At 64.6% G+C, this 21921-nt stretch carries 17 protein-coding genes and 3 tRNA genes; 13 read left to right on the top strand and 7 right to left on the bottom strand.

Annotated features, from left to right (window positions below; translation table 11 throughout):
- Positions 1–606: 606 nt before the first annotated feature.
- The 9 genes from AC1DT6_RS15605 to AC1DT6_RS15565 all read left to right on the top strand — a co-directional run bounded on the left by AC1DT6_RS15605 (position 607) and on the right by AC1DT6_RS15565 (position 9499).
- Entirely contained in the window at positions 607–1224 is a 618-nt protein-coding gene (locus AC1DT6_RS15605; RefSeq protein ID WP_441633862.1) for a GbsR/MarR family transcriptional regulator, read from the top strand.
- A 4-nt stretch (positions 1225–1228) separates the two neighbouring features.
- Entirely contained in the window at positions 1229–2608 is a 1380-nt protein-coding gene (locus AC1DT6_RS15600) for a cytochrome ubiquinol oxidase subunit I (protein WP_441633860.1), read from the top strand.
- Positions 2605–3627 carry a cytochrome d ubiquinol oxidase subunit II gene (locus AC1DT6_RS15595; RefSeq protein WP_441633858.1) on the top strand — a complete coding sequence of 341 codons (1023 nt, stop codon included), beginning with the start codon at positions 2605–2607 and terminating at the stop codon, positions 3625–3627. Before AC1DT6_RS15600 ends, AC1DT6_RS15595 begins: the two co-directional genes overlap by 4 nt.
- Positions 3628–3718: 91 nt before the next feature.
- A complete protein-coding gene (locus tag AC1DT6_RS15590) occupies positions 3719–4651 on the top strand; it encodes an oxygenase MpaB family protein (RefSeq protein ID WP_441633872.1) in 933 nt (310 codons plus the stop codon).
- Between the two features lie 49 nt (positions 4652–4700).
- Entirely contained in the window at positions 4701–5354 is a 654-nt protein-coding gene (locus AC1DT6_RS15585) for a 3'-5' exonuclease (protein WP_441633856.1), read from the top strand.
- A 239-nt stretch (positions 5355–5593) separates the two neighbouring features.
- Positions 5594–6328, top strand: a complete 735-nt coding sequence (locus AC1DT6_RS15580) for a YdcF family protein (protein ID WP_441633854.1) — start codon at positions 5594–5596, stop codon at positions 6326–6328.
- Positions 6329–6644: 316 nt separating this feature from the next.
- Positions 6645–7775, top strand: coding sequence for an FAD-dependent monooxygenase (locus tag AC1DT6_RS15575; protein ID WP_441633852.1), 1131 nt, complete (start codon positions 6645–6647; stop codon positions 7773–7775).
- Between the two features lie 38 nt (positions 7776–7813).
- A complete protein-coding gene (locus tag AC1DT6_RS15570; RefSeq protein WP_441633850.1) occupies positions 7814–8662 on the top strand; it encodes an IclR family transcriptional regulator in 849 nt (282 codons plus the stop codon).
- Positions 8663–8680: 18 nt separating this feature from the next.
- Positions 8681–9499, top strand: a complete 819-nt coding sequence (locus tag AC1DT6_RS15565) for a DODA-type extradiol aromatic ring-opening family dioxygenase (RefSeq protein WP_477114764.1) — start codon at positions 8681–8683, stop codon at positions 9497–9499.
- Between the two features lie 113 nt (positions 9500–9612).
- Here the strand turns inward: AC1DT6_RS15565 and AC1DT6_RS15560 are convergent.
- Positions 9613–9687: transfer RNA gene (locus AC1DT6_RS15560), tRNA-Thr, on the bottom strand.
- Between the two features lie 377 nt (positions 9688–10064).
- Between AC1DT6_RS15560 and AC1DT6_RS15555 the strand changes: the two genes are divergently transcribed.
- Genes AC1DT6_RS15555 through AC1DT6_RS15540 form a run of 4 tightly spaced genes read left to right on the top strand, consistent with a single transcriptional unit; the run spans position 10065 to position 15120 of the window.
- Positions 10065–10808: a DUF3348 domain-containing protein gene (locus AC1DT6_RS15555; protein ID WP_441633846.1), complete on the top strand. Its 744-nt coding sequence runs from the start codon at positions 10065–10067 to the stop codon at positions 10806–10808.
- A gap of 10 nt (positions 10809–10818) precedes the next feature.
- Positions 10819–13809 (top strand): DUF802 domain-containing protein, encoded by a 2991-nt coding sequence (locus tag AC1DT6_RS15550; protein WP_441633844.1) that lies wholly within the window; start codon positions 10819–10821, stop codon positions 13807–13809.
- Complete coding sequence (locus AC1DT6_RS15545; protein WP_441633842.1) at positions 13806–14453, top strand: OmpA family protein; 648 nt, start codon at positions 13806–13808, stop codon at positions 14451–14453. The genes AC1DT6_RS15550 and AC1DT6_RS15545 overlap by 4 nt, the downstream gene beginning before the upstream one ends.
- Before the next feature lie 40 nt (positions 14454–14493).
- Complete coding sequence (locus tag AC1DT6_RS15540) at positions 14494–15120, top strand: DUF2894 domain-containing protein (protein ID WP_441633841.1); 627 nt, start codon at positions 14494–14496, stop codon at positions 15118–15120.
- 175 nt (positions 15121–15295) lie between these two features.
- Here the strand turns inward: AC1DT6_RS15540 and AC1DT6_RS15535 are convergent, their stop codons facing one another.
- The 6 genes from AC1DT6_RS15535 to AC1DT6_RS15510 all read right to left on the bottom strand — a co-directional run bounded on the left by AC1DT6_RS15535 (position 15296) and on the right by AC1DT6_RS15510 (position 21731).
- Positions 15296–15631 carry a PIN domain-containing protein gene (locus tag AC1DT6_RS15535; protein WP_477114763.1) on the bottom strand — a complete coding sequence of 112 codons (336 nt, stop codon included), beginning with the start codon at positions 15629–15631 and terminating at the stop codon, positions 15296–15298.
- A 195-nt stretch (positions 15632–15826) separates the two neighbouring features.
- The gene (locus AC1DT6_RS15530) at positions 15827–17419 is read right to left on the bottom strand and encodes an AcrVA2 family anti-CRISPR protein (RefSeq protein ID WP_441633837.1); all 1593 of its coding nucleotides are present in this window, start codon (positions 17417–17419) and stop codon (positions 15827–15829) included.
- 1857 nt (positions 17420–19276) lie between these two features.
- Positions 19277–19352: transfer RNA gene (locus tag AC1DT6_RS15525), tRNA-Gly, on the bottom strand.
- Positions 19353–19356: 4 nt separating this feature from the next.
- A tRNA-Asn gene (locus AC1DT6_RS15520) sits at positions 19357–19432 on the bottom strand.
- Positions 19433–19608: 176 nt separating this feature from the next.
- Positions 19609–21057, bottom strand: coding sequence for a heavy metal sensor histidine kinase (locus tag AC1DT6_RS15515; RefSeq protein WP_441633835.1), 1449 nt, complete (start codon positions 21055–21057; stop codon positions 19609–19611).
- The gene (locus AC1DT6_RS15510; protein ID WP_441633833.1) at positions 21057–21731 is read right to left on the bottom strand and encodes a heavy metal response regulator transcription factor; all 675 of its coding nucleotides are present in this window, start codon (positions 21729–21731) and stop codon (positions 21057–21059) included. The genes AC1DT6_RS15515 and AC1DT6_RS15510 overlap by 1 nt, the downstream gene beginning before the upstream one ends.
- Positions 21732–21921 lie beyond the last annotated feature (190 nt).

The raw sequence follows: 21921 nt of genomic DNA, 5'->3' as shown, positions 1-21921 counted from the left end.
TGACTGGCTACATCCGTGATTTGCACCCCGGACATAACCAACATGTTTTACTGTGCGAGCACTTTATAACTTGTAAGCTAAAAGACCGAAGTCTTCCGCATCCGCTATCAAGCGCCCACACTTATCGGTTGTTTGTTTGTTAAAGAACTAGTTGCGGTTCGCTTTGCTTACCGCGTCGCTGCGTTTGCTGCAGCAGAGAAACGAGATTATGAAGAACTTTTCAAACTTAATCAAGCATTTTGCGAAATTTCTTTTTCCCGGAAACTTCGCTGACTTCGCCTGATTACTCTCGTTAATCCCCGCAACCATTTTCTGCCACTCGGTTTGCAGCGGTGTTTCCTGCTGCGGGGGACCGAATACTAAGGGTTTCCCACTAAGCTTGCAAGCTTTTTCTGGGAAATTCGTAAAGTGTTCCCGCAGCCACTCAAGCGAATTGAGTGGCCTGGGGCCAGCCCGGCTACGGAACTCAGACAATCACGCTTTGAGCCGCTTGCAGCGAACCCCAAGTCTGGGCAGCGACACCTTGCCGCACCCCTAGAACCCGGCCACGTTCTCCCGTTTCATACTAAACTTTCAAAACTTTCTAAAAATTCAAAACAGACAAGCATGCATCTCTCGCCCCTGATCCAGCGCTTCGTGCTCCATTTCGGCGAAATGGGCAGCCGCTGGGGTATCAACCGTACAGTCGGACAGATCTACGCCCTGCTGTTCACCGCCTCCCGCCCGCTCAATGCCGACGAGATCGCCGAAGCGCTGGGCTTTTCGCGCTCCAATGTCAGCATCGGCCTGAAGGAGCTGGAGTCGTGGAACCTGGTGAAACTGTCGCATCAGCCAGGAGATCGCCGCGAGTATTTCTCGGCGCCTGACGATGTCTGGGCCATCTTCCGCACGCTGGCCGAGGAACGCCGCCGGCGCGAGATCGATCCGACCCTGTCGATGCTGCGCGAAGTCCAGCTGGAAACCCCGTCCGACCCCAACGACCGCCATGCGCAGGAGCGAATGAAGGAGATGTACCAGCTGATCCTGCTGGTAACGAGCTGGTTCGGCGATATCCAGAAGCTCGACGTGGCCACGCTGGAAAAGCTGATGAAGCTCGGCTCCAAGGTCAACAAGTTGCTGGAAGCGAAAGAAAAATTCAGCATCGCCCTCGGCGGCAAGCCTCGCGCCGATACCGCCCCAGCCAGCGTCGTGAAGGCCAAGCCGACCCGCACCCGGAAGGAGTAGTTCCATGTTCTCGTCGCTCGACCCGGTGGTGCTGGCGCGCGTGCAGTTTGCCGCCAACATCACTTTCCATATCCTGTTTCCCACCATCAGCATCGCCCTGACCTGGGTGCTGCTGTTCTTCAAGCTGCGCTTCAACAAGACCGGCGACGACCGCTGGATGGCCGCCTACCGCTTCTGGGTGAAGATCTTCGCCCTGACCTTTGCGCTGGGGGTGGTCAGCGGCATCACCATGAGTTTCCAGTTCGGCACCAACTGGCCGGGCTATATGGAAACCGTGGGCAATGTGGCCGGGCCGCTGCTGGCCTATGAGGTGCTGACGGCATTCTTTCTGGAGGCCACCTTCCTCGGCATCATGCTGTTCGGCATGCGCCGCGTCAGCAACCGCACGCATACCATCGCCACGCTGCTGGTGGCGGGCGGCACCACCTTGTCGGCCTTCTGGATCCTGGCGCTGAACTCGTGGATGCAAACCCCGGCGGGCTTCGAGATGATCGATGGCCGCGCCCACGTGACGAGCTGGCTGGCGGTGATCTTCAACCCGTCCTTCCCTTACCGTTTCGTCCATATGCTGCTGGCCTCGGGCCTGACCGTGGCTTTCCTGCTGGCTGGCATCTCGGCCTACCGCTGGCTGCGCGGCGACCGCGCGCCGGATGTGCTGTCGTCGCTGCGCACCGGCGTGACCATCGCTGCGGTGCTGATCCCGCTGCAGATCGTGGCGGGCGACCTGCATGGACTTAACACCTTGCACCACCAGCCAGCCAAGATCGCCGCTATGGAAGGCATCTGGAAAACCGAGAAAGGCGCGCCGGCCGTGCTGTTCGGCCTGCCCAATGCAACCACGCGGAACAACGATTTCGAGATCGCCATTCCCAAGCTGGCTTCGATCTACCTGACCCATAGCGCGGATGGCGAGGTCAAAGGCATCGACGCCTTTGGCGACAGGCATCCGCCGGTGGCGCCGCTATTCTTCGCCTTCCGCATCATGGTGGGCGTGGGCCTGCTGATGCTGGCGGTGTCGTGGGTGGCGGCGTGGCAACTGCGCCGTGGCGGCCAGCCCGCGCCGTGGATGGCGCGGGCGCTGGTGGCCATGACCTTCTCCGGCTGGGTGGCCCTGGTGGCCGGCTGGTACGTCACCGAGATCGGCCGCCAGCCTTACCTGGTGTACGGCGTGCTGACCACCGCGCAGGCGGCCTCCAAGGTGCCGGCAGCCATGATCGGCGCCACGCTGGCGATGTATCTCGCGCTCTACCTGGCCCTGATCGCCGCCTATATCTCGGTGGTCTTCTACCTGGCCCGCAAAGCGGGGACCGACGCCAATGCAGGCAAGCCCGGGATCGAACCCCTTCAAGCCGTGGTGCCTGGCGAATTGCGGAGCGCAGAATGAACGACCTGACCCAACCCGCCGGCTGGATGCCGCTGGTATTCCTGGCCCTGATGGGCCTCTCGATGCTGATCTACGTGATCCTGGACGGCTACGACCTGGGCGTTGGCGTGCTGCTGCGCCGCGCGGACGATGCCGACAAGGACACCATGATCGCCTCGATCGGCCCCTTCTGGGACGCCAACGAAACCTGGCTGGTGCTCGGCGTAGGCCTGCTGCTCACGGCGTTCCCCATCGCCCACGGCGCGATCCTGACCCAGCTCTACCTGCCGGTGGCGCTGATGCTGGCGGGGCTGATCATCCGCGGCGTGGCGTTCGACTTCCGCGTGAAGGCGCGCGCCCACCATAAGCCGTGGTGGAACCGCGCGTTCTACGCGGGTTCGCTGCTGGCTGCCTTCTCGCAAGGCCTGATGCTCGGCCTCTATATCACCGGCTTCCAGTACGGCTGGCTCGACATTGCCTTCGCGGTGGTGGTGGGGCTGTGCCTGGTGGCGGGCTACTGCCTGCTGGGCGCGGGCTGGCTGATCATGAAGACCAGCGGCAGCCTGCAGCGGCGCGCCATGTACTGGGCGCGCCGCAGCCTGTGGCTGACCGGCATCGGCGTGGCGGCGATCTCGCTGGTCACGCCGATGGTGAGCCAGCGCATCTTCGACAAATGGTTCTCGCTGCCCAACATCATCCTGCTGGCGCCGATCCCGCTGGTCACGGTGGCACTGTTCGTCATCATCGACCGCCTGCTGCGGCGCATGCCGGCCATGCACGACCGCGGCAACGACCGCTGGTGCTGGGTGCCGTTCGCCGGCACCGCGGTAATCTTCCTGATGGCGTTCAACGGCCTGGCGTACAGCATCTTCCCCTATCTGGTGGTGGACAAGATCGATATCTGGCAAGCTGCGAGCGCACCGGAATCGCTCGGCGTCATCCTGGCCGGCGCGGCGGTCGTGCTGCCCACCATCCTGGGTTACACGCTCTACGCCTACCGTGTTTTCTGGGGCAAGGCGACGGACCTGCATTACTACTGAGCCGTGTGTCATCATTAGGGTCGAATCGACACGCAATCACCAGGCTTTTATGAGCGGCTCGCAAGGCCATCCCCCCGGCATTCCCCCCTCCATGTCCCCGCCCGGCGGCCCTCACCGGCGGCTGCTCGACCGCCTGCGCGCCCGGGCGGGCGCGCAGGTGAGGGGTCTGACCCGGAGCAACTCCGGCCTCAGCCTCGACTATGACAACCCGCCCGGCGACCCCGGCCTGTTCGGCCCGGACGCGGTCTGCTGGCGGGTGCACGCCGATTTTCCGGCGATGCTGGCGGGCGGCGTCAGCGCCCTGCTGATGCAGACCATGCATCCGCTGGCGCTGGCCGGCGTGTGGGATCACTCCACCTTCCGCACCGATATGCAGGGCCGGCTGGGACGCACCGCGCAGTTCATCGCCGGCACCACCTACGGCAGCCGCGCCGATGCGCTGGCGCTCATTGACCGCGTCAGGCGCATTCACGCCGCGGTCAAGGGCACCGCCCCGGACGGACGGCCCTACGCGGCGGACGATCCGGCGCTGCTGACCTGGGTCCATGTGGCCGAGGTGTCGAGCTTCCTGACCGCATACCTGCGCTATGTCGGCCCGCTCTCGCTTGCCGAGCAGGACCGCTATTACGAGGAAGAGGCACGTATCGCCGAACTGCTGGGCGCTACCGAAATACCCCGCAGCACGGCAGCCATCGCCGCTTACCTGGAGCGCATGCGCCCGCAACTGGTCGTGAGCGAGCGCAGCCGCGAAGTGGTAAGGCTGGTGATGGCCATGCCGGTGGCCAGCCCGCTGCTGGTGCCGGCTGTACGCATCATGGCCGACGCGGGCATTGCACTGCTGCCGCACTGGGCCCAGCGCGAGCTTGGCCTGCATGGCGCCACCGCGATCCGCCGGCCGGTTTCGCTGGCCGGCATGCGAGTGCTGGCCCCCACCTTGCGCTGGGCGCTCGGCAGCGGACTGGCGGCGCGCGCGCGGCGGCGGGCGGCAAAGCCCGCGCCCGCGACGCTGACACAGTCGTCCTGAGCTAGTGGCCTGGACGGGCAATGAACTAACAAAGATCAAGAGAAACAGTATGCAGACCATTGCGGTTCTGGATTTTGAGACGACGGGACTGTCACCCAATCAAGGCGACCGGGCTACCGAGATTGCTGTCATTCTGTTGCGTGACGGGCAAATCGTCGACCGCTATCAAAGTTTGATGAACGCGGGCAGGCGCATCCCCTCGCAGGTCGTGAACCTCACCGGCATCACGAACGACATGATTGCATCGGCACCTGCCGCGTCGAAGGTGATGCGAGAAGCGGCCCAGTTCGTCGGCAAGCATCCCGTGGTGGCCCACAACGCGGGTTTCGACCGGAGGTTTTGGCAAGCCGAGCTTGCGCACCTGGGCATGTCGTCCGATCAGTCCTTCGCCTGCACCATGCTCGTTTCGCGGCGCGTCTACCCGCACGCGCAAAACCACAGGTTGTCGACGCTGGTCGACATGCTGCGATTGCCGAAGTCCGGGCGTGCCCACCGTGCGATGGCCGATGCCCAGATGACCTGCCACCTCTGGCACCGTCTGCAGCACGATATCGCCCAGACTTACGGCATGAGCCGTGTGGACTACGAACTCATCACCCGCGTACAGCTCACCAGCAGCGCCAAGGTGCCGGCGTTCCTGCGTTCGCTGGGCGAGGGCCAGGCGCGAGGCGATGTGAGCGGGACCCCGGAAGGAAACCAGTGACTGGCACTGTGCCAAGACATCGCAAGCGAGGGTGCTGGTGCGGCTAGCGGCCGCCGGGTCGTTGATTCTGATCTTCGCAGGGATCCCGCTCGCCAACGCCCTGCACGCGCCCCTGCCCCATTGCGCCTTCAACAAAGAAGGCATGCAACTAACCATTTGCCTGGATGAAAGTGACACGCGCAACATTGTCGACTAGCGCTGCCTGGCGGCGCACCTGCCTTGCACTACCTGGCGCACTGATGATTGGCGATGCCTTCGCGCTGATGCTGATGGGACTGTTCAACTTCGGTGTCGTCCTGCCTCTGGCGATCGGCGCGGCCTTTCTCATGCTGTCATGGCGCTGGGAGACAGTGGCGCAATGGCGCACGGCCAGCCGGCGGCGCCGATGGATCTGGGGGATAGGCCGGGCGGCGTTTGCCGCGTGGCTGGTGACATTGGGGATGTTCTTCTATTTCATAAGCGCCGGCATTTCCGAATCCACGGACGCGGGATCGCCCCCCAAAGCCATCCTCATACTGGGCTCTGGCACACCACATTGCGCCGCATCGCCTACCCTGGCTGCGCGGCTGGACGAAGGCCTGGCGCTGGCACGGCAATGGCCAGCGGCGCGAGTGGTGGTGAGCGGCGGCCAGGACTTCGGACTGCGGTGCAGCGAGGCGGATGTCATGGCGGACTACCTGACCACGCATGGCCTGGCGCCGGACCGCCTGATCCGGGAAGACCGGAGTACCAGCACGGAGGAAAACCTGCTCTTCAGCCGCCGGTTGCTGGAGCAACAAGGCGTGAGCGCCGGCGACCCGCTAGTGCTGGTGACCAGTGATTTTCACCTGATACGCGCGAAGCGGATTGCGCATAAGGCCGGGTTCCGGACCGTGTCAGGCGCAGGGGCCGCTACGCCACTCTATTTGCGATACAACGCCTGGTTGCGCGAGTATTTTGCGTTTATCAGTGGTTGGATATTGCGGGAATACTAGCCCCCCAAAAGAAGGCACGCCGCGCCGGCACGCAAAGAGACTGCGCAGTTCAACCTCGTGGGTTGAACTCGCGCACCCGCCGCCTTCAGGCGGACCCACGCACCCGCAGGTTTTCTCCTTCCCTTGAGGCCGCAATGCGGTCTCTTCCTTCGTTCGCCCCCGCGTAAACCCTCGGGTTGACATCCCCTTGCCGCCTTTATATTCTTTTATGAACATTACGTTCATATTTGAACATATCTACCGGCAAGCGCAGCCGCTATGCAGCGAGGCGCACCCCCCGGGTACATACCAAGGCGACCCCAAAGGAACAAGCACCATGGCTTCAAGGAAAATTGGCATCAACGGCGCCGGCATCGGCGGCCTCGCCGCGGCGATTGCGCTGCGCAAGCTCGGGCAGGATGTCGTGGTGTTCGAGCAGGCCGCGCGCTTTGCGCGGGTCGGCGCGGACATCAACCTCACGCCCAACGCGGTGCGCGCGCTGGATGGCCTGGGCGTGGGCGAAGCGCTGCGCGAGACCGCCGCGCGGCCTACCCACCGCATCAGCCGGGCGTGGAATACCGGCGAGGAAACCTCGCGCCTGGCCATGTCCGACGAGGCGGAGATCCGCTATGGCGCGCCGCAGCTCACCATGCACCGCGGCGACCTGATGACCGCGCTGGAGCGCGCCCTGCCCGCTGCATGCGTCAGGCTCGGCAAGAAGGCGACGGGACTCGAACGGCATGAGGCCGGCGCAACCTTGCGCTTCGCCGACGGCACGCAGGAAGACGTGGATGTGCTGATCGGCGCCGACGGCATCCATTCGGCGGTGCGCACGTCGCTGTTCGGGCCGGAGCATCCGGTCTTCACCGGCGTGGTGGCCTACCGCGCGGTGGTGCCGGCCGAGCGCCTTGCCTCCGTGCCGAACCTGCAAGCCTTTACCAAGTGGTGGGGCCCCGAGGCAACCTCGCAGATCGTGACCTTCCCGCTCAACCGCGGCCGCGAGATCTTTGTCTTCGCCACGGTGGCGCAGGAAGCCTGGCGCAACGAATCCTGGACCACGCCGGGCCGCGTGGAAGACGTGCGCGAGGCCTATGCGGGCTTCCATGCCGAAGCCCGCGCGCTGCTCGATGCCTGCGACGACGTGCTGATCTCCGCGCTGTACGTGCGCGACCCGCTGCCCGCCTGGTCCGCCGGCACGGTCACGCTGCTGGGCGACGCCTGCCACCCGATGATGCCCTTCATGGCGCAAGGCGCCGGCATGGCCATCGAGGACGGCGTGGTACTGGCCCGCTGCCTGGTCGAGGCCGACGGCAAGGACATCCCGGCCGCGCTCGCGCGCTACCAGGCCGCGCGCCACGAGCGCACCAGCCGCATCCAGATCGGCTCGCGCAGCAACGCCTGGCTCAAGGAAGGCGGCAATGCGGACTGGGTGTACGATTACAACGCCTGGCAGGTGCCGCTCAACTAAGCCGTGCGGTACACCGCCACCCCGCCCAACCGGAACCGATGAGCAAGAACCCCAAGCTGAGCCAGCCCGCACCCGCCGCAAACGAGGCCGCCGATGGCGGCGATGACGACAAGACGCAACTGGTCAGCCCGGTGATCCGCGCCCTGCGGCTGCTGCGCTTTATTGCCGAGGGCGGGTCCACCGCCAACCTGAGCGAGGTGGGCCGGCGCATCGACGTGAACCGCGTAACGGTGATGCGCCTGCTTGCCACGCTGGAGCACGAGGGCATGGTGGAGCGGCTGCCGCAGGGCGGCCACCAGGCCGGCTTCGATCTCGTCAAGCTGGCGGCCAAGGTGCTGGCGTCCAAGGACCTCACCGTGTTCGCGCGCAGTGTGCTGGCGGGACTAAGCCAGTCGCTGCAACTGTCGGCATACCTTGGCGTGCTGGATGGCGGTGACGTGCTTTACCTGTTGCGCGACATGCCGCAGACCACGCTGGTCAGCAACATCCAGGTCGGCAGCCGGGTGCCGGCCCACCTCACCACGCCGGGGCGCATGCTGATCGCCGGCCTGCCGGAAGATGCACTGCGCGAGCGCCTGGGTGAAGAACCGCTGGCCATCGTCACCGGGCAGAGCCCGGCCACCTACGCGCGGCTGGGCGACATCCTTGCCGCCGACCGCGAGCGCGGTTGCGCATGGAGCTTCTCCGCGTTCGAGGCCGGCATCGACTCCTGCGCGGCGCCGGTATTCGATGCCAGCGGCGCCACCGTTGCCGCCATCAGCGTGGCCGGCCCGGAACTCCGCTTCGAGCGGGATACCACGCTGCGCGAGCGCGTCGAACGCGAGGTCAAGCGCGCCGCGCGCGAACTGTCCGGCCTGCTTGGCTACGTTGCCGAGCGGCGCCGCTGAGTCACCAGGAGAGCCAAGATGACAACGCCAGCACTTCCCACATTTTTCATCTCGCACGGYGGCGGGCCCTGGCCCTGGATGGAAGAACAAATGGGTGGCCGTTACGACAGACTCAAGACCGCCCTGCAGCAGATGCCGCAATTGGCGGGCGCGGCGCCCAAGGCAGTACTGATGATTTCGGCGCACTGGGAAGAGCCGGACTTCACGATCATGGCCAATCCGAACCCGCCCATGATCTATGACTACTACGGCTTCCCGGACTACACCTACCAGATCCGGTACGCGGCACCAGGCGCGCCGCAACTCGCCGGGCGCGTACTCGGCCTGCTGGAAAGTGCGGGCATTGCCGCCCGGCTCGATCCGCTGCGCGGCTTTGACCACGGCATGTATGCGCCGATGGCCGTCATCTATCCCGGCGCGGAGATGCCGACCGTGCAACTCTCGCTCAAGCGCGGGCTCGACCCGCTCGCGCACCTGGCGCTCGGGCGGGCGCTGGCGCCGCTGCGGCGCGAGGGCATCCTTATCGTCGGCAGCGGGCWGAGCTACCACAACCTGCGCGCGTTCGGCCCCGCGGGGAAGGAGGCGTCGGCAGCATTCGATGCATGGCTTCAGCAAGCACTCACGGCAACAACCCCGGAACAACGCGCCGCGGCGCTGACGGCCTGGGAGAACGCGCCCGCGGCTCGCCAGGCACATCCGCGGGAAGAGCATCTGCTGCCGCTAATGGTGGCGGTCGGCGCGGCCGAAGACGACACAGCCACACGGGTCTATCACGAGGACAACTTCGCCGGCGGCATCACGGTGTCCAGCTTCATGTTCGGGGGAATGCGTCAGTAGGGCCTGGCACGACGGAATGCGGCGCGGGAACTGACCGATGGAGTGAACCTGACTAGAGCGGCCTGTACGATGGCCGCTAGCCGCGGGGAGTGAATTCGGGGAATGAAAACGGATGGTGCCCATGGRCAGGATCGAACTGCCGACCTCTCCCTTACCAAGGGAGTGCTCTACCACTGAGCCACATGGGCAGTTACTGATCGCAAACTGCAACGACTTGCTCTTTTGCCTGATGCAACGGAGCGGGATACGAGACCGGTATTGTCGCCATAACCCATTGATTCTTAAGGAATTTTTCAGCCTCCCGCCGAATCAATGGACTGCATTATGGACTAATCACCCCTGCTCGGCAACCCCTGACAAGCGAAAGTTTCCATGGTATTGCGTTCGCAAAGCCTGGCCCGCAAACGGGCGATCATGCCATCGAGCGTGTGGAGCCTGACCCGGTTCGCTTCGCGATTGCCGATGACACCATGTGGCTCTGGCTGCTTGTTAGCGCTTCAATGCGAAAGGAAGTGGGTTCAGCTGCCGCCGGCGTGTAAACTAGCGGGTTTTTGACTCCGCCGGTATGGTGCAAGTGTCACAGCGCACAAGTTTCAGCGGCCCGACGCTCATTCGTTTGCTTGCACGCCTGACGGACGTCGATGTTCCCGAATCCAGACAATCGCTCTCGGACCGGCTGAGCCAATGGCTCGGCTGGGCCGACGCCATCGAGCTGTCCACGGCCCTGAGCGGCAATCCGCCGGCTGTGGCACCCGGCGCGCGAGCCTTCGGCAGCGCCGAGGAGCGCGATTGCGCACGTGTCCGAACCGCGTTGGCGGATGCCATCGCCGGCGACAGCGCACTCGCCCCCGCCAGGCGGCGCGGACAAGCGCAGCCGCCCGCGCAGGCGGATGCGGTGGATGCGGTAGTGGATTACGCGGTTTATCGTCAGCGTTACCTCTCTCTGCAGCAGGCGATGGAAACGGGCATCGGCAATCTGCGCGGCCGCCTGCGGGCGATGCTGGCCGCCAGTACGCCCGCCATGTCCCGGCTTGCGGTGCTGGATGCCGCCATGGAGCGGGCACTGAGCGCGCGCGAGCGGAGTCTGCTTGCCGCCGTGCCCGCGCTGCTCGAAGGGCACTTCGAGCGTTTGCGCCAGGCCGGGCAGGCGGCGTTGGCCGACGCCCAGGTCCCGGGAGAGCCCGCGGCGGTCACGCCCGGCGCATGGCTGGATGTGTTCCGCAAGGACATGCGGAGCGTGTTGCTTGCCGAACTGGACATTCGTTTTCAACCGGTCGAAGGGCTTCTTGCGGCCCTTCGCTCAAGCTAACCAGGACGCCATGTCCAGATATCTTCTTAATTTCGCCGTCTTTGTGGTGGGTCTGGCCGTCGTGTGCTGGATCGGCGCCGGCTACGCCGGCTCGAACACCTTGGCGCTGGCCGTCACGATGCTGGTCGGCGCCTGCTACCTGGCAGGCGCGCTTGAACTGCGACGCTACCACCAGGCCACTTCCACCCTGGCGCGGGCCGTGGCCGGCCTGTCCGAGCCTCCAGCCAGGCTGGCTGCATGGCTGGAGCAATTGCATCCCAGCCTGCGCAATGCGACGCGCCTGCGCATCGAGGGTGAGCGCGTGGGCCTGCCGGGGCCGGCGCTGACGCCGTATCTTGTGGGCTTGCTGGTGCTGCTGGGCATGCTCGGCACTTTCCTGGGCATGGTGGTCACCCTGAGGGGCACCGGGATGGCGCTGGAAAGCGCAACGGACTTGCAGGCCATCCGCGCTTCGCTGGCCGCGCCGGTCAAGGGTCTGGGATTTGCATTCGGCACCTCGATCGCGGGCGTGGCCACATCCGCCATGCTGGGGCTGCTGTCCACGCTGAGCCGGCGCGAGCGGCTCCAGGCGGCGCAGATGCTGGACGAGAAGATCGCGACGACATTGCGCGTCTACTCGCTGACCCATCAGCGCGAGGAATCCTTCAAGCTCCTGCAGCGGCAGGCCGAGGCAATGCCCAGCCTGGTCGACCGGCTGCAGGCCATGATGGCGGCCATGGAGCAGCACAGCCAAACCTTGCACGAGCGGCAGATCGCCAGCCAGGACGCCTTTCACGGCAAGACCGAGGCCGCGTACACCCGCCTGGCTTCCTCGGTGGAGCAGTCCATGAAGGAAAGCATCGCCGAGAGCTCCCGCGCCGCCGGTGCGGCGCTTCAGCCGGCCGTGGAAGCTTTGATGTCGAGCATCGCGCGGGAGACGGCCTCGTTGAACGACACCGTCACGCAAGCCGTGCAGCGGCAGCTCGACGGGCTGTCGGCCGGGTTCGAGTCCGCGACCACTACCGTGGCGGACATCTGGAACAAGGCGCTGGCGGGGCACCAGCGATCGAGCGAGGCGCTGACGCAGGACTTGCGCACCGCGCTCGATCAGTTCGCCGGCACCTTTGAGCAACGCTCGGCGGGCCTGCTGGAAGGCGTCTCCACCCGCCTGGAAGCCACGGCGGGCAGCATGTCGGAAGCGTGGAACAGCGCGCTGTCCCGGCACGAGCACATCAGCGGGAAACTGGCGGGCGACAATCAAAGCGCCCTGGCGGCGGCCGCGGCGACCTTGGAACAGCAATCGGCGTCGCTGGTGCGCACGGTGGGCCAGTCGCACGCGGACCTGCAGGCGGAACTGGCATCGCGGGACCAGCAGCGGCTGGCGGCCTGGGCCGAAACGCTCGGCTCGATGGCCGCTACGTTGCGCCACGAGTGGGAGCAGGCGGGCGCGCACAACGCGAGCCGGCAGCAGGAAATCTGCGACACGCTGGCGCAAACCGTGCGCGACATCTCGGCCCAGACGCAAGCGCACGCCAGCAACACGGTCGCCGAAATCGACCGGCTCGTGCAAGCCGCGTCCGCGGCCCCCAAGCTGCTGGAAAGCGTCTCCGCGCGCCTGGAAGCCGCGACGGGCGGCGTGTCGGAAGCGTGGAGCAACGCGCTGGCCCAGCACGAGCGCGTCAGCGAGAAACTGGCGGACAACAATCAACAGGCCCTGGCGGCCGCCGCGGCGACCATCGAGCAGCACTCGGCTTCACTGCTGCACACGGTGAACCAGTCGCATGTGGACTTGCAGGCGGAACTGGCAGCGCGGGACCAGCAGCGGCTGGCGGCCTGGACCGAAACGCTCGGTTCGATGGCCGCTGCGCTGCGCCGCGAGTGGGAGCAGGCGGGCACGCACAACGCGAGCCGGCAGCAGGAGATTTGCGACACGCTGGCGCAAACCGCGCGCGACATCTCGGCTCAAACGCACGCACACGCCAACAGCACGCTCACCGAAATCGACCGCCTCGTGCAAGCCGCGTCCGCGGCCCCCAAGCTGCTGGAAGGCGTCTCCGCGCGCCTGGAAGCCGCAACGGGCAGCGTGTCGGAAGCATGGCGCAACGCGCTCTCCCAGCACGAACGCATCAGCGAAAAACTGGCGGGCGACAACCAACACGCGCTGGCGGCGGCCGCGGCTACCCTCGAGCAGCACTCGGCGTCGCTGGTGCGCGCGGTGGGCCAGTCGCACGCGGACCTGCAGGCGGAACTGGCATCGCGGGACCAGCAGCGGCTGGCGGCCTGGACCGAGACGCTCGGTGCGGTGGCTGCCACGCTGCACAAGGAGTGGGAGCTGGCGGGCACGCACAACGCGAGCCGGCAGCAGGAAATCTGCGACACGCTGGCGCAGACCGCGCGCGACATCTCGGCCCAGACGCAGGCGAACGCCAGCGACACCATTGCCGAAATCTCCCGGCTCGTGCAAGCCGCTTCGGAAGCCCCCAAGGCCGCGGCCGACGTCATCGGCGAACTGCGCCAGAAGCTCTCCGACAGCATGGTCCGCGACAACACCATGCTGGAAGAGCGCGGTCGCCTGCTGGAAACGCTGGCAACCCTGCTCGGTGCCGTAAATCATGCCTCCACCGAACAGCGCACGGCTGTCGACGCGCTGGTCGGCACGACGGCGGATCTGCTGGACCGTGTCGGCACCCGGTTCACCGACAAGGTCGAGGCTGAAACCGGGAAGCTGGAAGCCGTCGCGGCACAAGTCACCGGCAGTGCCGTCGAGGTGGCAAGTCTGGGCGAAGCATTCGGTATGGCCGTGCAGTTGTTCGGCGAGTCGAACGACAAGCTGGTGGCCCACCTGCAGCGCATCGAAGCCGCGCTGGACAAGTCCGTCGTGCGTAGTGACGAACAGCTTGCGTATTACGTGGCACAGGCCAGGGAAGTCATCGACCTGAGCATGATGTCGCAGAAGCAGATCGTCGAAAACCTGCAACAGCTCGCCGGCCAGGGGGCGCTCGCCGGCGCCGAAGCGGCATGAGCGAGGACCTCGACGCCGGCGTGGAGCCGACAGCGCCGATATGGGCCGTCTTCGGCGACCTGATGTCGGTGCTGCTGGGCGCCTTCGTCCTGATCCTGGTGGGCGTCATCGGTGTGCAGCTCGAACTCTCGACCAAGCTGGAAGAGGAGGTCAGGCAACGGCAGGAGGAGACGCATCGCCGCGAGGCCCTGGAGAAGGCGCTGGCGGTGCCGCTGGCGGCTGGCCGGGTGACGCTCGTCAACGGACGCATCGGCATCAGCGGCAGCGTATTGTTTGCCCTCAACTCCGATCAGTTGCAGCCTGAAGGCCGGGAAGTGCTGAAGAGCCTGGCCGCGCCCCTGTCTGCTTACCTGCAGGCCCGCGAGGAGATCCTGATGGTGAGCGGCTTTACCGACGACCAGCAGGTGCGGGAAGCCAACCGCCGCTTTGCCGACAACTGGGAGCTGTCAGCGCAGCGCGCATTGACGGTAACCCGTGCGTTGATCGATGCAGGCATCCCATCCTCCTCGGTATTCGCGGCCGCGTTCGGCTCCGAACAGCCCGTGACCTCGAATGCCGACGACCAGGGACGGGCCAAGAACCGGCGCGTGGAAATAGCGCCGATCGCCAGACCATCCACCGCAACGGTGAAGCGCCGTGGGTAGTGGCGGGACACACGACGGCGGGACGCGCGACGCCCAGGCAATGCTCGACGCATGGCGCGAGCGAGGCGCCGACCGCCTGGATCCTGTCCGCTTCCGTTTCATCGAGGCGCTGGCGCGGCGGTCGGCCGGCCATGGCGGCGATGCGCGACGCATCCTGGACGACAGGCTGTCCAAACTGCTCAAGGCCTATGCCGACGATCTTGAAAGCACCGCAAGCAAGGCCGGCGATGCGGGCAACGCGGCATCACCATGCGAGCCGGCTCGCGGGGCGCTTGCCGGACTGATCGAATACATCGCCAGCCATGCGCCGGCGGATCGCGGCATCCCCGCAGCAATTCACGCCACGCCCCGCAGCGTCTCCTATCCCGAACCGGCGGTGCTCGATTACTTCAGGGAGACCTGGTCCAGGGTCAGTACCGACCGGCAATTGCGGCAGTCGCTGGAGCAGGTGCCCGACAATGCCGGCCCGCTCAACTCGAACCGCCTGGTGCATCGATCCCTCTCACTGATGCACGAACTGTCGCCAGGCTATCTCCGCCAGTTTCTGTCGTATGTCGATGCCTTGTCGTGGATGGAGCAGATGAACGTCGGCGGTGCCTTGGCGGGAATTAAAGAGCCGCCTCGCGCCGGGAGTTCGAGGAAGAGCGCTCGCGGCAGGCCGCGCTAGTGCCGTGGGGCGGATCGATACCGCGTGGACAGCGTATGGGAAGCGTCTCGGACGAGACGCGTGAAGGAGCCGTGCACAGGGATGCGGTTGCCCCCGACAAAAGAACAGACGATCCTACCCTGATAGCTGAAGGCTCCCTTGGAGCCGACAGGCATTCGCACATGCCGCGCAACGCTCATGCGAACGGGTTTCTCAACGTCAGACTGTCCTCAAGGATCGAACCATGGTGCATATCCTCGGAATATAGCGTCTGGCACCCCTCGATCGAGGCAGCGGCCACGTTGCGGGCGTCGTAGAACGCCAGACCCTGACGCTCGGCCACGCGCAGCGCCAGCTCGTGCACCTCCACGGTCAGGGGCATCACGTGGCACAAGCTCTTCACCACATCCAGGAACTGCCCCACCTCATCCCAGTCCATGCCTAGCTTGCGTAGGCAGACATTCGTGACTTCATTCAGTACCTGCACGCTGATGACCGGCTTGCTACGCATCAGCGCTTCCGAACGACCCATTTGGCTACTTGCTTTGCCCCTCCTGGATATACATTTTTATTGTATATCTACAAAAATGAGCGCAACCCGGTTGAATCAAGGCCATGTTGGATCCCGGTCTGTTCGACGGTGATCGGAGCCTAGCCGCACTTTGGGCTATGTCAGCCCTAAGTGCGGCACGTCGATTTCTGCGTTGGTCGCTACGGGGCAGCACGCCTATCCGTCGTCGCTCGGCGACTCCGCGGCGGTGAGCCCCAGGCGATCAGCGCGCACGATGGTCGGCCCAATGAAGATCAGTTTGCGCTGAGTGCTATGGACCCCGTGGGGCTGCATCTTGAAGTGGGGCCGCCGCCAATGGGGCGAGATCTCTCTCGGCCCCGTGTCAGCGGGCGCCAATGCATCGGCCTCGATATCTAGCAGGGCCGGCCCTACCACGTACCTGTCGTAGAGCTCCTCGATCTCCTGAAGGCGTTGCGCCCGCTTGCGTTTCCCCAGGCCTGTGAAGTTTCTTGGCGCAAGGGTGTAGGCCTGATTGGGCACCACCTGGGCATCGCGGACCGTCAGATACAGCAACATCTTGATCGCGTAATCCAGCGTATGGCGCCAATGCTGGCGTCTTTCCTCCATCCCTCCGTCTGCGACGAGGAAAGCATCGGTCATCGCATGCCGGACAAATGCTTCGTCCAGCAGCTCGCTAATGGTCCGCTCCGGGCGGTCGAGCGGAAGCTCCAGCATTTCCAGTACGTCCGCACCGTCCGCACGCGACCACGTCAGACAACTCACGCTGCGCGGGTTCCGAAACAGGACAATGGCCTCGCTCTCGCCGATGCGCATCCAACGGCTCGACTCTGGGGTGATGCAAATGGTATCCGCCGGCATCGCCAAAGCGCCGATCGGCACATCGTCTGCCACAAAAGCAGAATCCAGCAGGCGGTGCAATGCCGCACTCGGCTCATAGAACACGCCGCCACGCACATCAAACGCTTGCCAAACCACGCTGGTCAATGCGGTCGAGACCGCCGCGTCGACAGGCCTTCCGCGGTTACCTTTCGGCAGTGTCGCCCGAACAAACTCAGCGACATTGGAACCTATCTGGGTGATGGAGCGCGTCTTCAGTAACTCCGTAAAGTTCATCCCGACCGCCAGCGCATCGACTTCATTGCGTACCGCCTGCCATGCGGCCAGGGCTCCCGTGACGCGATATCTCACGTACGCCGTTAGCCGCGCATAGTCCTTGTGGGTGGCCTGCCCCGTCTTTACCAATGCGTCGAGCAGGAGCTGCCGTATCAATAGCCGCTGGCGCAGCCATCGGCGCCGATGATTGGGCTGCTCGCGCAGAGGTTGCCGCCTGCGATGCCTGGCGTAGTGCTCTGCATCCGCTCCGTCATACTGCACGCGAATCGACATGGCGCCCGGCGGTAGCTGCGCGCGGTCGTCCCAGCCCAACTCAAGCTGGATGCCATAGTCCAGCGTAAACAACTGGCGGCCCCGCGGCGTCGGTGCAGACAGCCCTTTGACCAACTCGGGCTTCAACAGGCGCCACAGGTCTTCGAAGTACTGCAGCCTCTCGCCGTCGTCCCAGGGTTCCAGCGTTCCCGTAGACACCGACACCGTCGCACCCGGCACGATCGCTACGCATCGAACCGGCTTGCCGCCTAGCGCCAGTGAAGCATCCAACGCCAATTCCAGCGCATCCTGCGAGCTGTACTCCCGGCCGGTCACCTCGACATGGCCGCCCTTGTAGAACCGGATCGGGGCTCCGTGCGCATCGATCCAACGTGATGACTGAATAGCTAACAACCAATCCATGGCAACACTCTCCGCTCTAACGACGTTCCGTGCGAGCGCAAATCCTGGGCCACGCGCGCGTGAATCTTTCATGGTATCGGCGGGTTGCGCCCTGCGATATGAGACATGTCCGAATCAGCGTGCAAAAGTACTACTATGGACAGTGGCGGTCGTCATCACAGAGAAGTACGTGAATCATGTCCTCTACGACGGCAAGCCACGCGTCCCACCTTGCATGCGGCAATGCCTACCTTGTTCGTCAGTTCCGGCAGTCATACTGCGGGGCAAGCACCCTGCGTCCAGGGCAATAGAACGCCGAGTGCAATACAACAGCATTGAAAAAATCGTCGCGATCGATCTCAAGGAACACGGCGACCCCATCTACGCGGGAATGACCCAGGTCGAGCTCATGTCGTCGGCGCCCAAGCTTGCAGAGCAAATGCCTGCTGATTGTGCACCGCATCAACAGATGCTCACTGAGCCCCGAGAATCCCTATCCGTACTCTGCGGACGCAAGCTGGCTTTGGCGATGTTTGGCCATTCTCTGCATCACGCACGCGGTATACGCCATCCACCTCTTGATGAGGTGGCTGGCACGGCGAGTGTCTGCTCTGTTTTCGCTGAATGTGGCTGCTCTGCTTTTTTCTACAGACATGCTTGTGATGGTAACCGGCCTGGCGTTCTTGACGGCCGGCTTGATGGTCGAAAGGCATGCCTTGAATCTAGTCAATGCCTATGTCGGAACATCCGTAGAAGTCGACGCGGTGATGAAGGGTGCTGTGCAAGAGTGTGTTCGGCACCTCGCTAAGCGAGGTTAAACAGGTGAATCCCTCGCGCGGTCTCCGTACTCTGCACGGACGATTCAAGGGCGTGGCTGGCGTCTCCACGTCTTGTCGGGGTAGCCGTTCAACAATCTCAGTGACAGGCGGCCCGACCGGAGGGCAGCCAGTCTCCACCACGCCACACGCGCCTTCTGCTCACCATGCGTAGCTATTCCATCCAGCGACACGCGAAAGGTCACCTGGTTGCAGTCGGGGACGGCTGGAGCTGGCCGGCCTTCCTGTATGGCATCTTTTGGGCGCTGTACCAGAGGAACTGGGTTGTGGCTGGCTGTTGTATGGCGCCGCTTCTGGCGTGCGCAGTGCTGGAGCCGCTGAGTCCCTGGTTCGCCAGTTGGTTAAATTTCTGGTTCTCAAGCCTCGGATTCATGATCGCCGTCGCCTGGGGATAACGGGCAATGCACTGCGACGCAGACAACTTCAGCGCATGGGCTACAAGCGAATCCGCAACAACGTGGAAGCCGACACAGTGAAAAGTGCGCTGCATGCGTTCCAAATCGCGCAGGAAGCTCAAAGGGAGAACCGGCGCCGGGCCGCGAACGGCAGGAAGAACGGGGAAAACATAGGAAACGGCGCGGATTCGCCAAGCGCGGACTGAATGGGCACGGGCAACCTTTTAACTCCACAAGGTAGATCAGCATGAACATGCCAACCGGGGAAGTGAAATGGCGGCACTAGAGCGCGGCCTTCACGTAGTCCGGAAGATTGATGTTGGCCCGAGGACGGGATGCCGCGACCGATCCATGCCGATTGAGCACTGCATTGCCGCCAGGGATAGGCATGGAAACAAAGTATGCACTGACCACCGAGGAGGCAGACGCCTCTATACCTGGATTCAGGAACAGATGGCCCACATGTCACCCGCCGCCAGCCAGTAACAAGGCGCGCAAGTACCCGCACGTTTTGATGGATTCAACCCGGACTCAAAAGTACTGGCTGCTGCTGGATTGCAGTGGAACTGCACTGGAACGAAAAAAGGAGCTTTCGCTCCTTTTTTCGGTGACCCGCAGAATTCCGTGGAACCCTGCAGATCTGTATTTGGAGCGGGAGACGAGGCTCGAACTCGCGACCTCAACCTTGGCAAGGTTGCGCTCTACCAACTGAGCTACTCCCGCTTTTTGGCTCCCCGACCTGGGCTCGAACCAGGGACCTACGGATTAACAGTCCGGCGCTCTACCAACTGAGCTATCGGGGAACAAGCTCCGTTTCTTGCGACTTGCTACTACTCTGCGAAACGGAGGCCGCATTCTACAACAAGCTTTTTGATTTTTGAATAGTTTTTTTGCGGCGGGTGCGAATTTATTGGGGTGGCCATGTTTCACGCTTCGAGGCTGACGGGAAGCGGGCATACCAGGAGCACGGGCCGCAACATCACACGTATTGCCGAACCGGCGCGGAATCGGCAATGCCTGCAGGAAAAAACAGCCTGAACACCGTGGTGCCCCCGACCTCCGACTCCACCTCGACGCTGCCGTGGTGCAAGTCCATGATCGACTTCACAATGGCGAGACCAATGCCTGCCGACTCTCCTGAGTTGGCGCGAGCGGGATCGCCACGGAAGAAGCGGTCGAACAGTTTGGCCAGGTGTTCCGGCGCGATGCCGGCGCCAGGGTTGCGCACTTCGATACTGCTGCCTCCCAGGGAGGAACGCGCCGCCAGCACCACGGTCTGCCCGGCGGGTGTGTAGCGGATGGCGTTGGCCACCAGGTTGCTGACCGCGCGCCGCAGCAGCAGCGGATCGGCCTGCACGGCGCCGCCGCCGTCCACCGCGATCGCCACCCCGCGTGCCTCGGCCAGCCCCTCGAAGTAATCCGACAGCGCGCCCAGCTCGCGCGCCAGATCCAGCCGCGCCGGCTTGACGGCCACGCGGGCGTTCTCCGCCCGCGCGAGAAACAGCATGTTCTCGATCATGCGGGCGAGCCTCTCATATTCCTCGATATTGGAGGCCAACAGGGCCTGGTACTCGTCGGCGCTGCGTTCGCTCGCCAGCGCGACCTGGCTCTGTCCCAGCAGGTTGCTGATGGGCGTGCGGAAATCGTGCGCCAGGTCGGCCGAAAACTGCGAAAGCCGCTCGAAGCCGTCGCGCAGCCGGTCCATCATCTGCTGCAAGGCCGCGGCCAGCTCCTCCAGTTCGGGCGGCAATTGCTCCGGATCCACCGGCAGCGCCAGACGCCGCACGGTGACCGACGAGGCGCCGGCGGCGATGCGCCGCAGTGGCTCCATGCCGGCACGCACCACCAGGTAGCCGAGCGCGGCCACCGACACCGTGCCAAGCAGCCCGGCCAGCAACAGCTTGGCGCGGTAGGTGCGCAGCATGATGGTGCGGGAGATGGCGGTCTGGTAGAGGGTGAACGTCTGCGCCGGCGTGGCGGTGGAAGCGGCGGCGGAGGTGGAGGCGGCGCCCGCGCGCAGCAAGGCCTTGATGCCGTGCGCGGAGTAGCCCTGCTGCGTGGTCCAGGTGTGTATCGACGCGGTGTCGAGCGGCGCATCCGCGGCGAGAGGCGTTAAGGCGGGCGGCGCGTCCTTCCCGGTATTGGCGGATACCAGCACGGTACCGTCGGATGCGTGCACCACCAGCGCGAACTCGTCGTTGCCGGACACCACGCCGGCGGCTTCCCTCCACGCTCCGGCGGCGCCAGGGTCCAGTTCCGCCAGTTCATTGCGCACGCGTGCCGCCTTGCGCAGCAGTTCGGCATCGTCGCGCTCGATCACCTGCATGGCGAGCGCACGATAGAGGTAGGCGCCCGCGCCGCCGAACACGATCGCGGCGACCAGGCCAAAGGCGAGCGCCAGGCGGGTAGTGAGAGAGAGCCTGCGCATCAGGGCTGCCGGCGCTCCAGCACATAGCCCATGCCGCGTACGGTATGGATCAGCTTGGGCTGGAAGTCGTCGTCCATCTTGGCCCGCAGGCGGCGCACCGCAACGTCCACCACATTGGTGTCGCTATCGAAGTTCATATCCCACACATGCGAGGCGATCTGGGTACGGCTGAGCACCTCGCTGTGCCGCCGCGCGAGGAAATGCAGCAGCGCGAACTCGCGCGGCGTCAGATCGATGCGCTGTCCGGCACGTGTCACGCGGTGGCGGATCAGGTCGATCTCAAGGTCTTCGATTTCGATCCGGTCGGCTTCCCGCACCGGTCCGCGCCGCAGCAGCGTGCGTACCCGTGCCAGCAACTCGACGAAGGCGAACGGCTTGGCGAGATAGTCGTCGCCGCCCAGCTCCAGGCCACGCACGCGATCCTCCACTTCGTCGCGGGCGGTCAGGAACAGCACCGGCGTGTCCTTGTGCTCGCGCAGCCGCTTGAGYACTTCCCAGCCGTTCATCCCGGGCAGCATGACGTCCAGGATGACCAGGTCGTAGCTGCCTTCCAGCGCCTGGTGCAGGCCGTCGGTGCCGGTCACGGCCAGGTCGGCCACGAAGGAAGACTCCGTGAGTCCCTTGCGCAGGTATTCGCCGGTCTTGGGCTCGTCCTCCACCACCAGAATTCTCATGATCGTCCTCGTCTGACCAGTGCCGGCAAGGCATGCTGCGGCGCCTTGCATGCCGGATGATAGCGCTGGCCGCGCCGGACTTGAATGACAAATCCGTAATGGATTCGACAGCGTTCCCCTCCCCTGCCCTTTCTAGAATCCGCCCATCGAGTGTTTCCGCCGAACCGCCCAGTGGGCGCGCTGCGGCCCG

Source organism: Cupriavidus sp. 01L45 (assembly GCF_056399885.1).
Note: the sequence above shows the minus strand (reverse complement) of the source record. Positions and strands in the feature narration are given on the sequence as shown.

What these genes read in the sequence shown, in the direction of transcription:
- AC1DT6_RS15530 (WP_441633837.1), bottom strand. Translation starts at nt 17,419, where the DNA reads ATGGATTGGTTGTTAGCTATTCAGTCATCACGTTGGATCGATGCGCAC.
- AC1DT6_RS15515 (WP_441633835.1), bottom strand. Translation starts at nt 21,057, where the DNA reads ATGCGCAGGCTCTCTCTCACTACCCGCCTGGCGCTCGCCTTTGGCCTG.
- AC1DT6_RS15555 (WP_441633846.1), top strand. Translation starts at nt 10,065, where the DNA reads ATGGTGCAAGTGTCACAGCGCACAAGTTTCAGCGGCCCGACGCTCATT.
- AC1DT6_RS15545 (WP_441633842.1), top strand. Translation starts at nt 13,806, where the DNA reads ATGAGCGAGGACCTCGACGCCGGCGTGGAGCCGACAGCGCCGATATGG.
- AC1DT6_RS15595 (WP_441633858.1), top strand. Translation starts at nt 2,605, where the DNA reads ATGAACGACCTGACCCAACCCGCCGGCTGGATGCCGCTGGTATTCCTG.
- AC1DT6_RS15540 (WP_441633841.1), top strand. Translation starts at nt 14,494, where the DNA reads ATGCTCGACGCATGGCGCGAGCGAGGCGCCGACCGCCTGGATCCTGTC.
- AC1DT6_RS15580 (WP_441633854.1), top strand. Translation starts at nt 5,594, where the DNA reads ATGATTGGCGATGCCTTCGCGCTGATGCTGATGGGACTGTTCAACTTC.
- AC1DT6_RS15605 (WP_441633862.1), top strand. Translation starts at nt 607, where the DNA reads ATGCATCTCTCGCCCCTGATCCAGCGCTTCGTGCTCCATTTCGGCGAA.
- AC1DT6_RS15585 (WP_441633856.1), top strand. Translation starts at nt 4,701, where the DNA reads ATGCAGACCATTGCGGTTCTGGATTTTGAGACGACGGGACTGTCACCC.
- AC1DT6_RS15550 (WP_441633844.1), top strand. Translation starts at nt 10,819, where the DNA reads ATGTCCAGATATCTTCTTAATTTCGCCGTCTTTGTGGTGGGTCTGGCC.
- AC1DT6_RS15570 (WP_441633850.1), top strand. Translation starts at nt 7,814, where the DNA reads ATGAGCAAGAACCCCAAGCTGAGCCAGCCCGCACCCGCCGCAAACGAG.
- AC1DT6_RS15590 (WP_441633872.1), top strand. Translation starts at nt 3,719, where the DNA reads ATGTCCCCGCCCGGCGGCCCTCACCGGCGGCTGCTCGACCGCCTGCGC.
- AC1DT6_RS15575 (WP_441633852.1), top strand. Translation starts at nt 6,645, where the DNA reads ATGGCTTCAAGGAAAATTGGCATCAACGGCGCCGGCATCGGCGGCCTC.
- AC1DT6_RS15600 (WP_441633860.1), top strand. Translation starts at nt 1,229, where the DNA reads ATGTTCTCGTCGCTCGACCCGGTGGTGCTGGCGCGCGTGCAGTTTGCC.
- AC1DT6_RS15535 (WP_477114763.1), bottom strand. Translation starts at nt 15,631, where the DNA reads ATGGGTCGTTCGGAAGCGCTGATGCGTAGCAAGCCGGTCATCAGCGTG.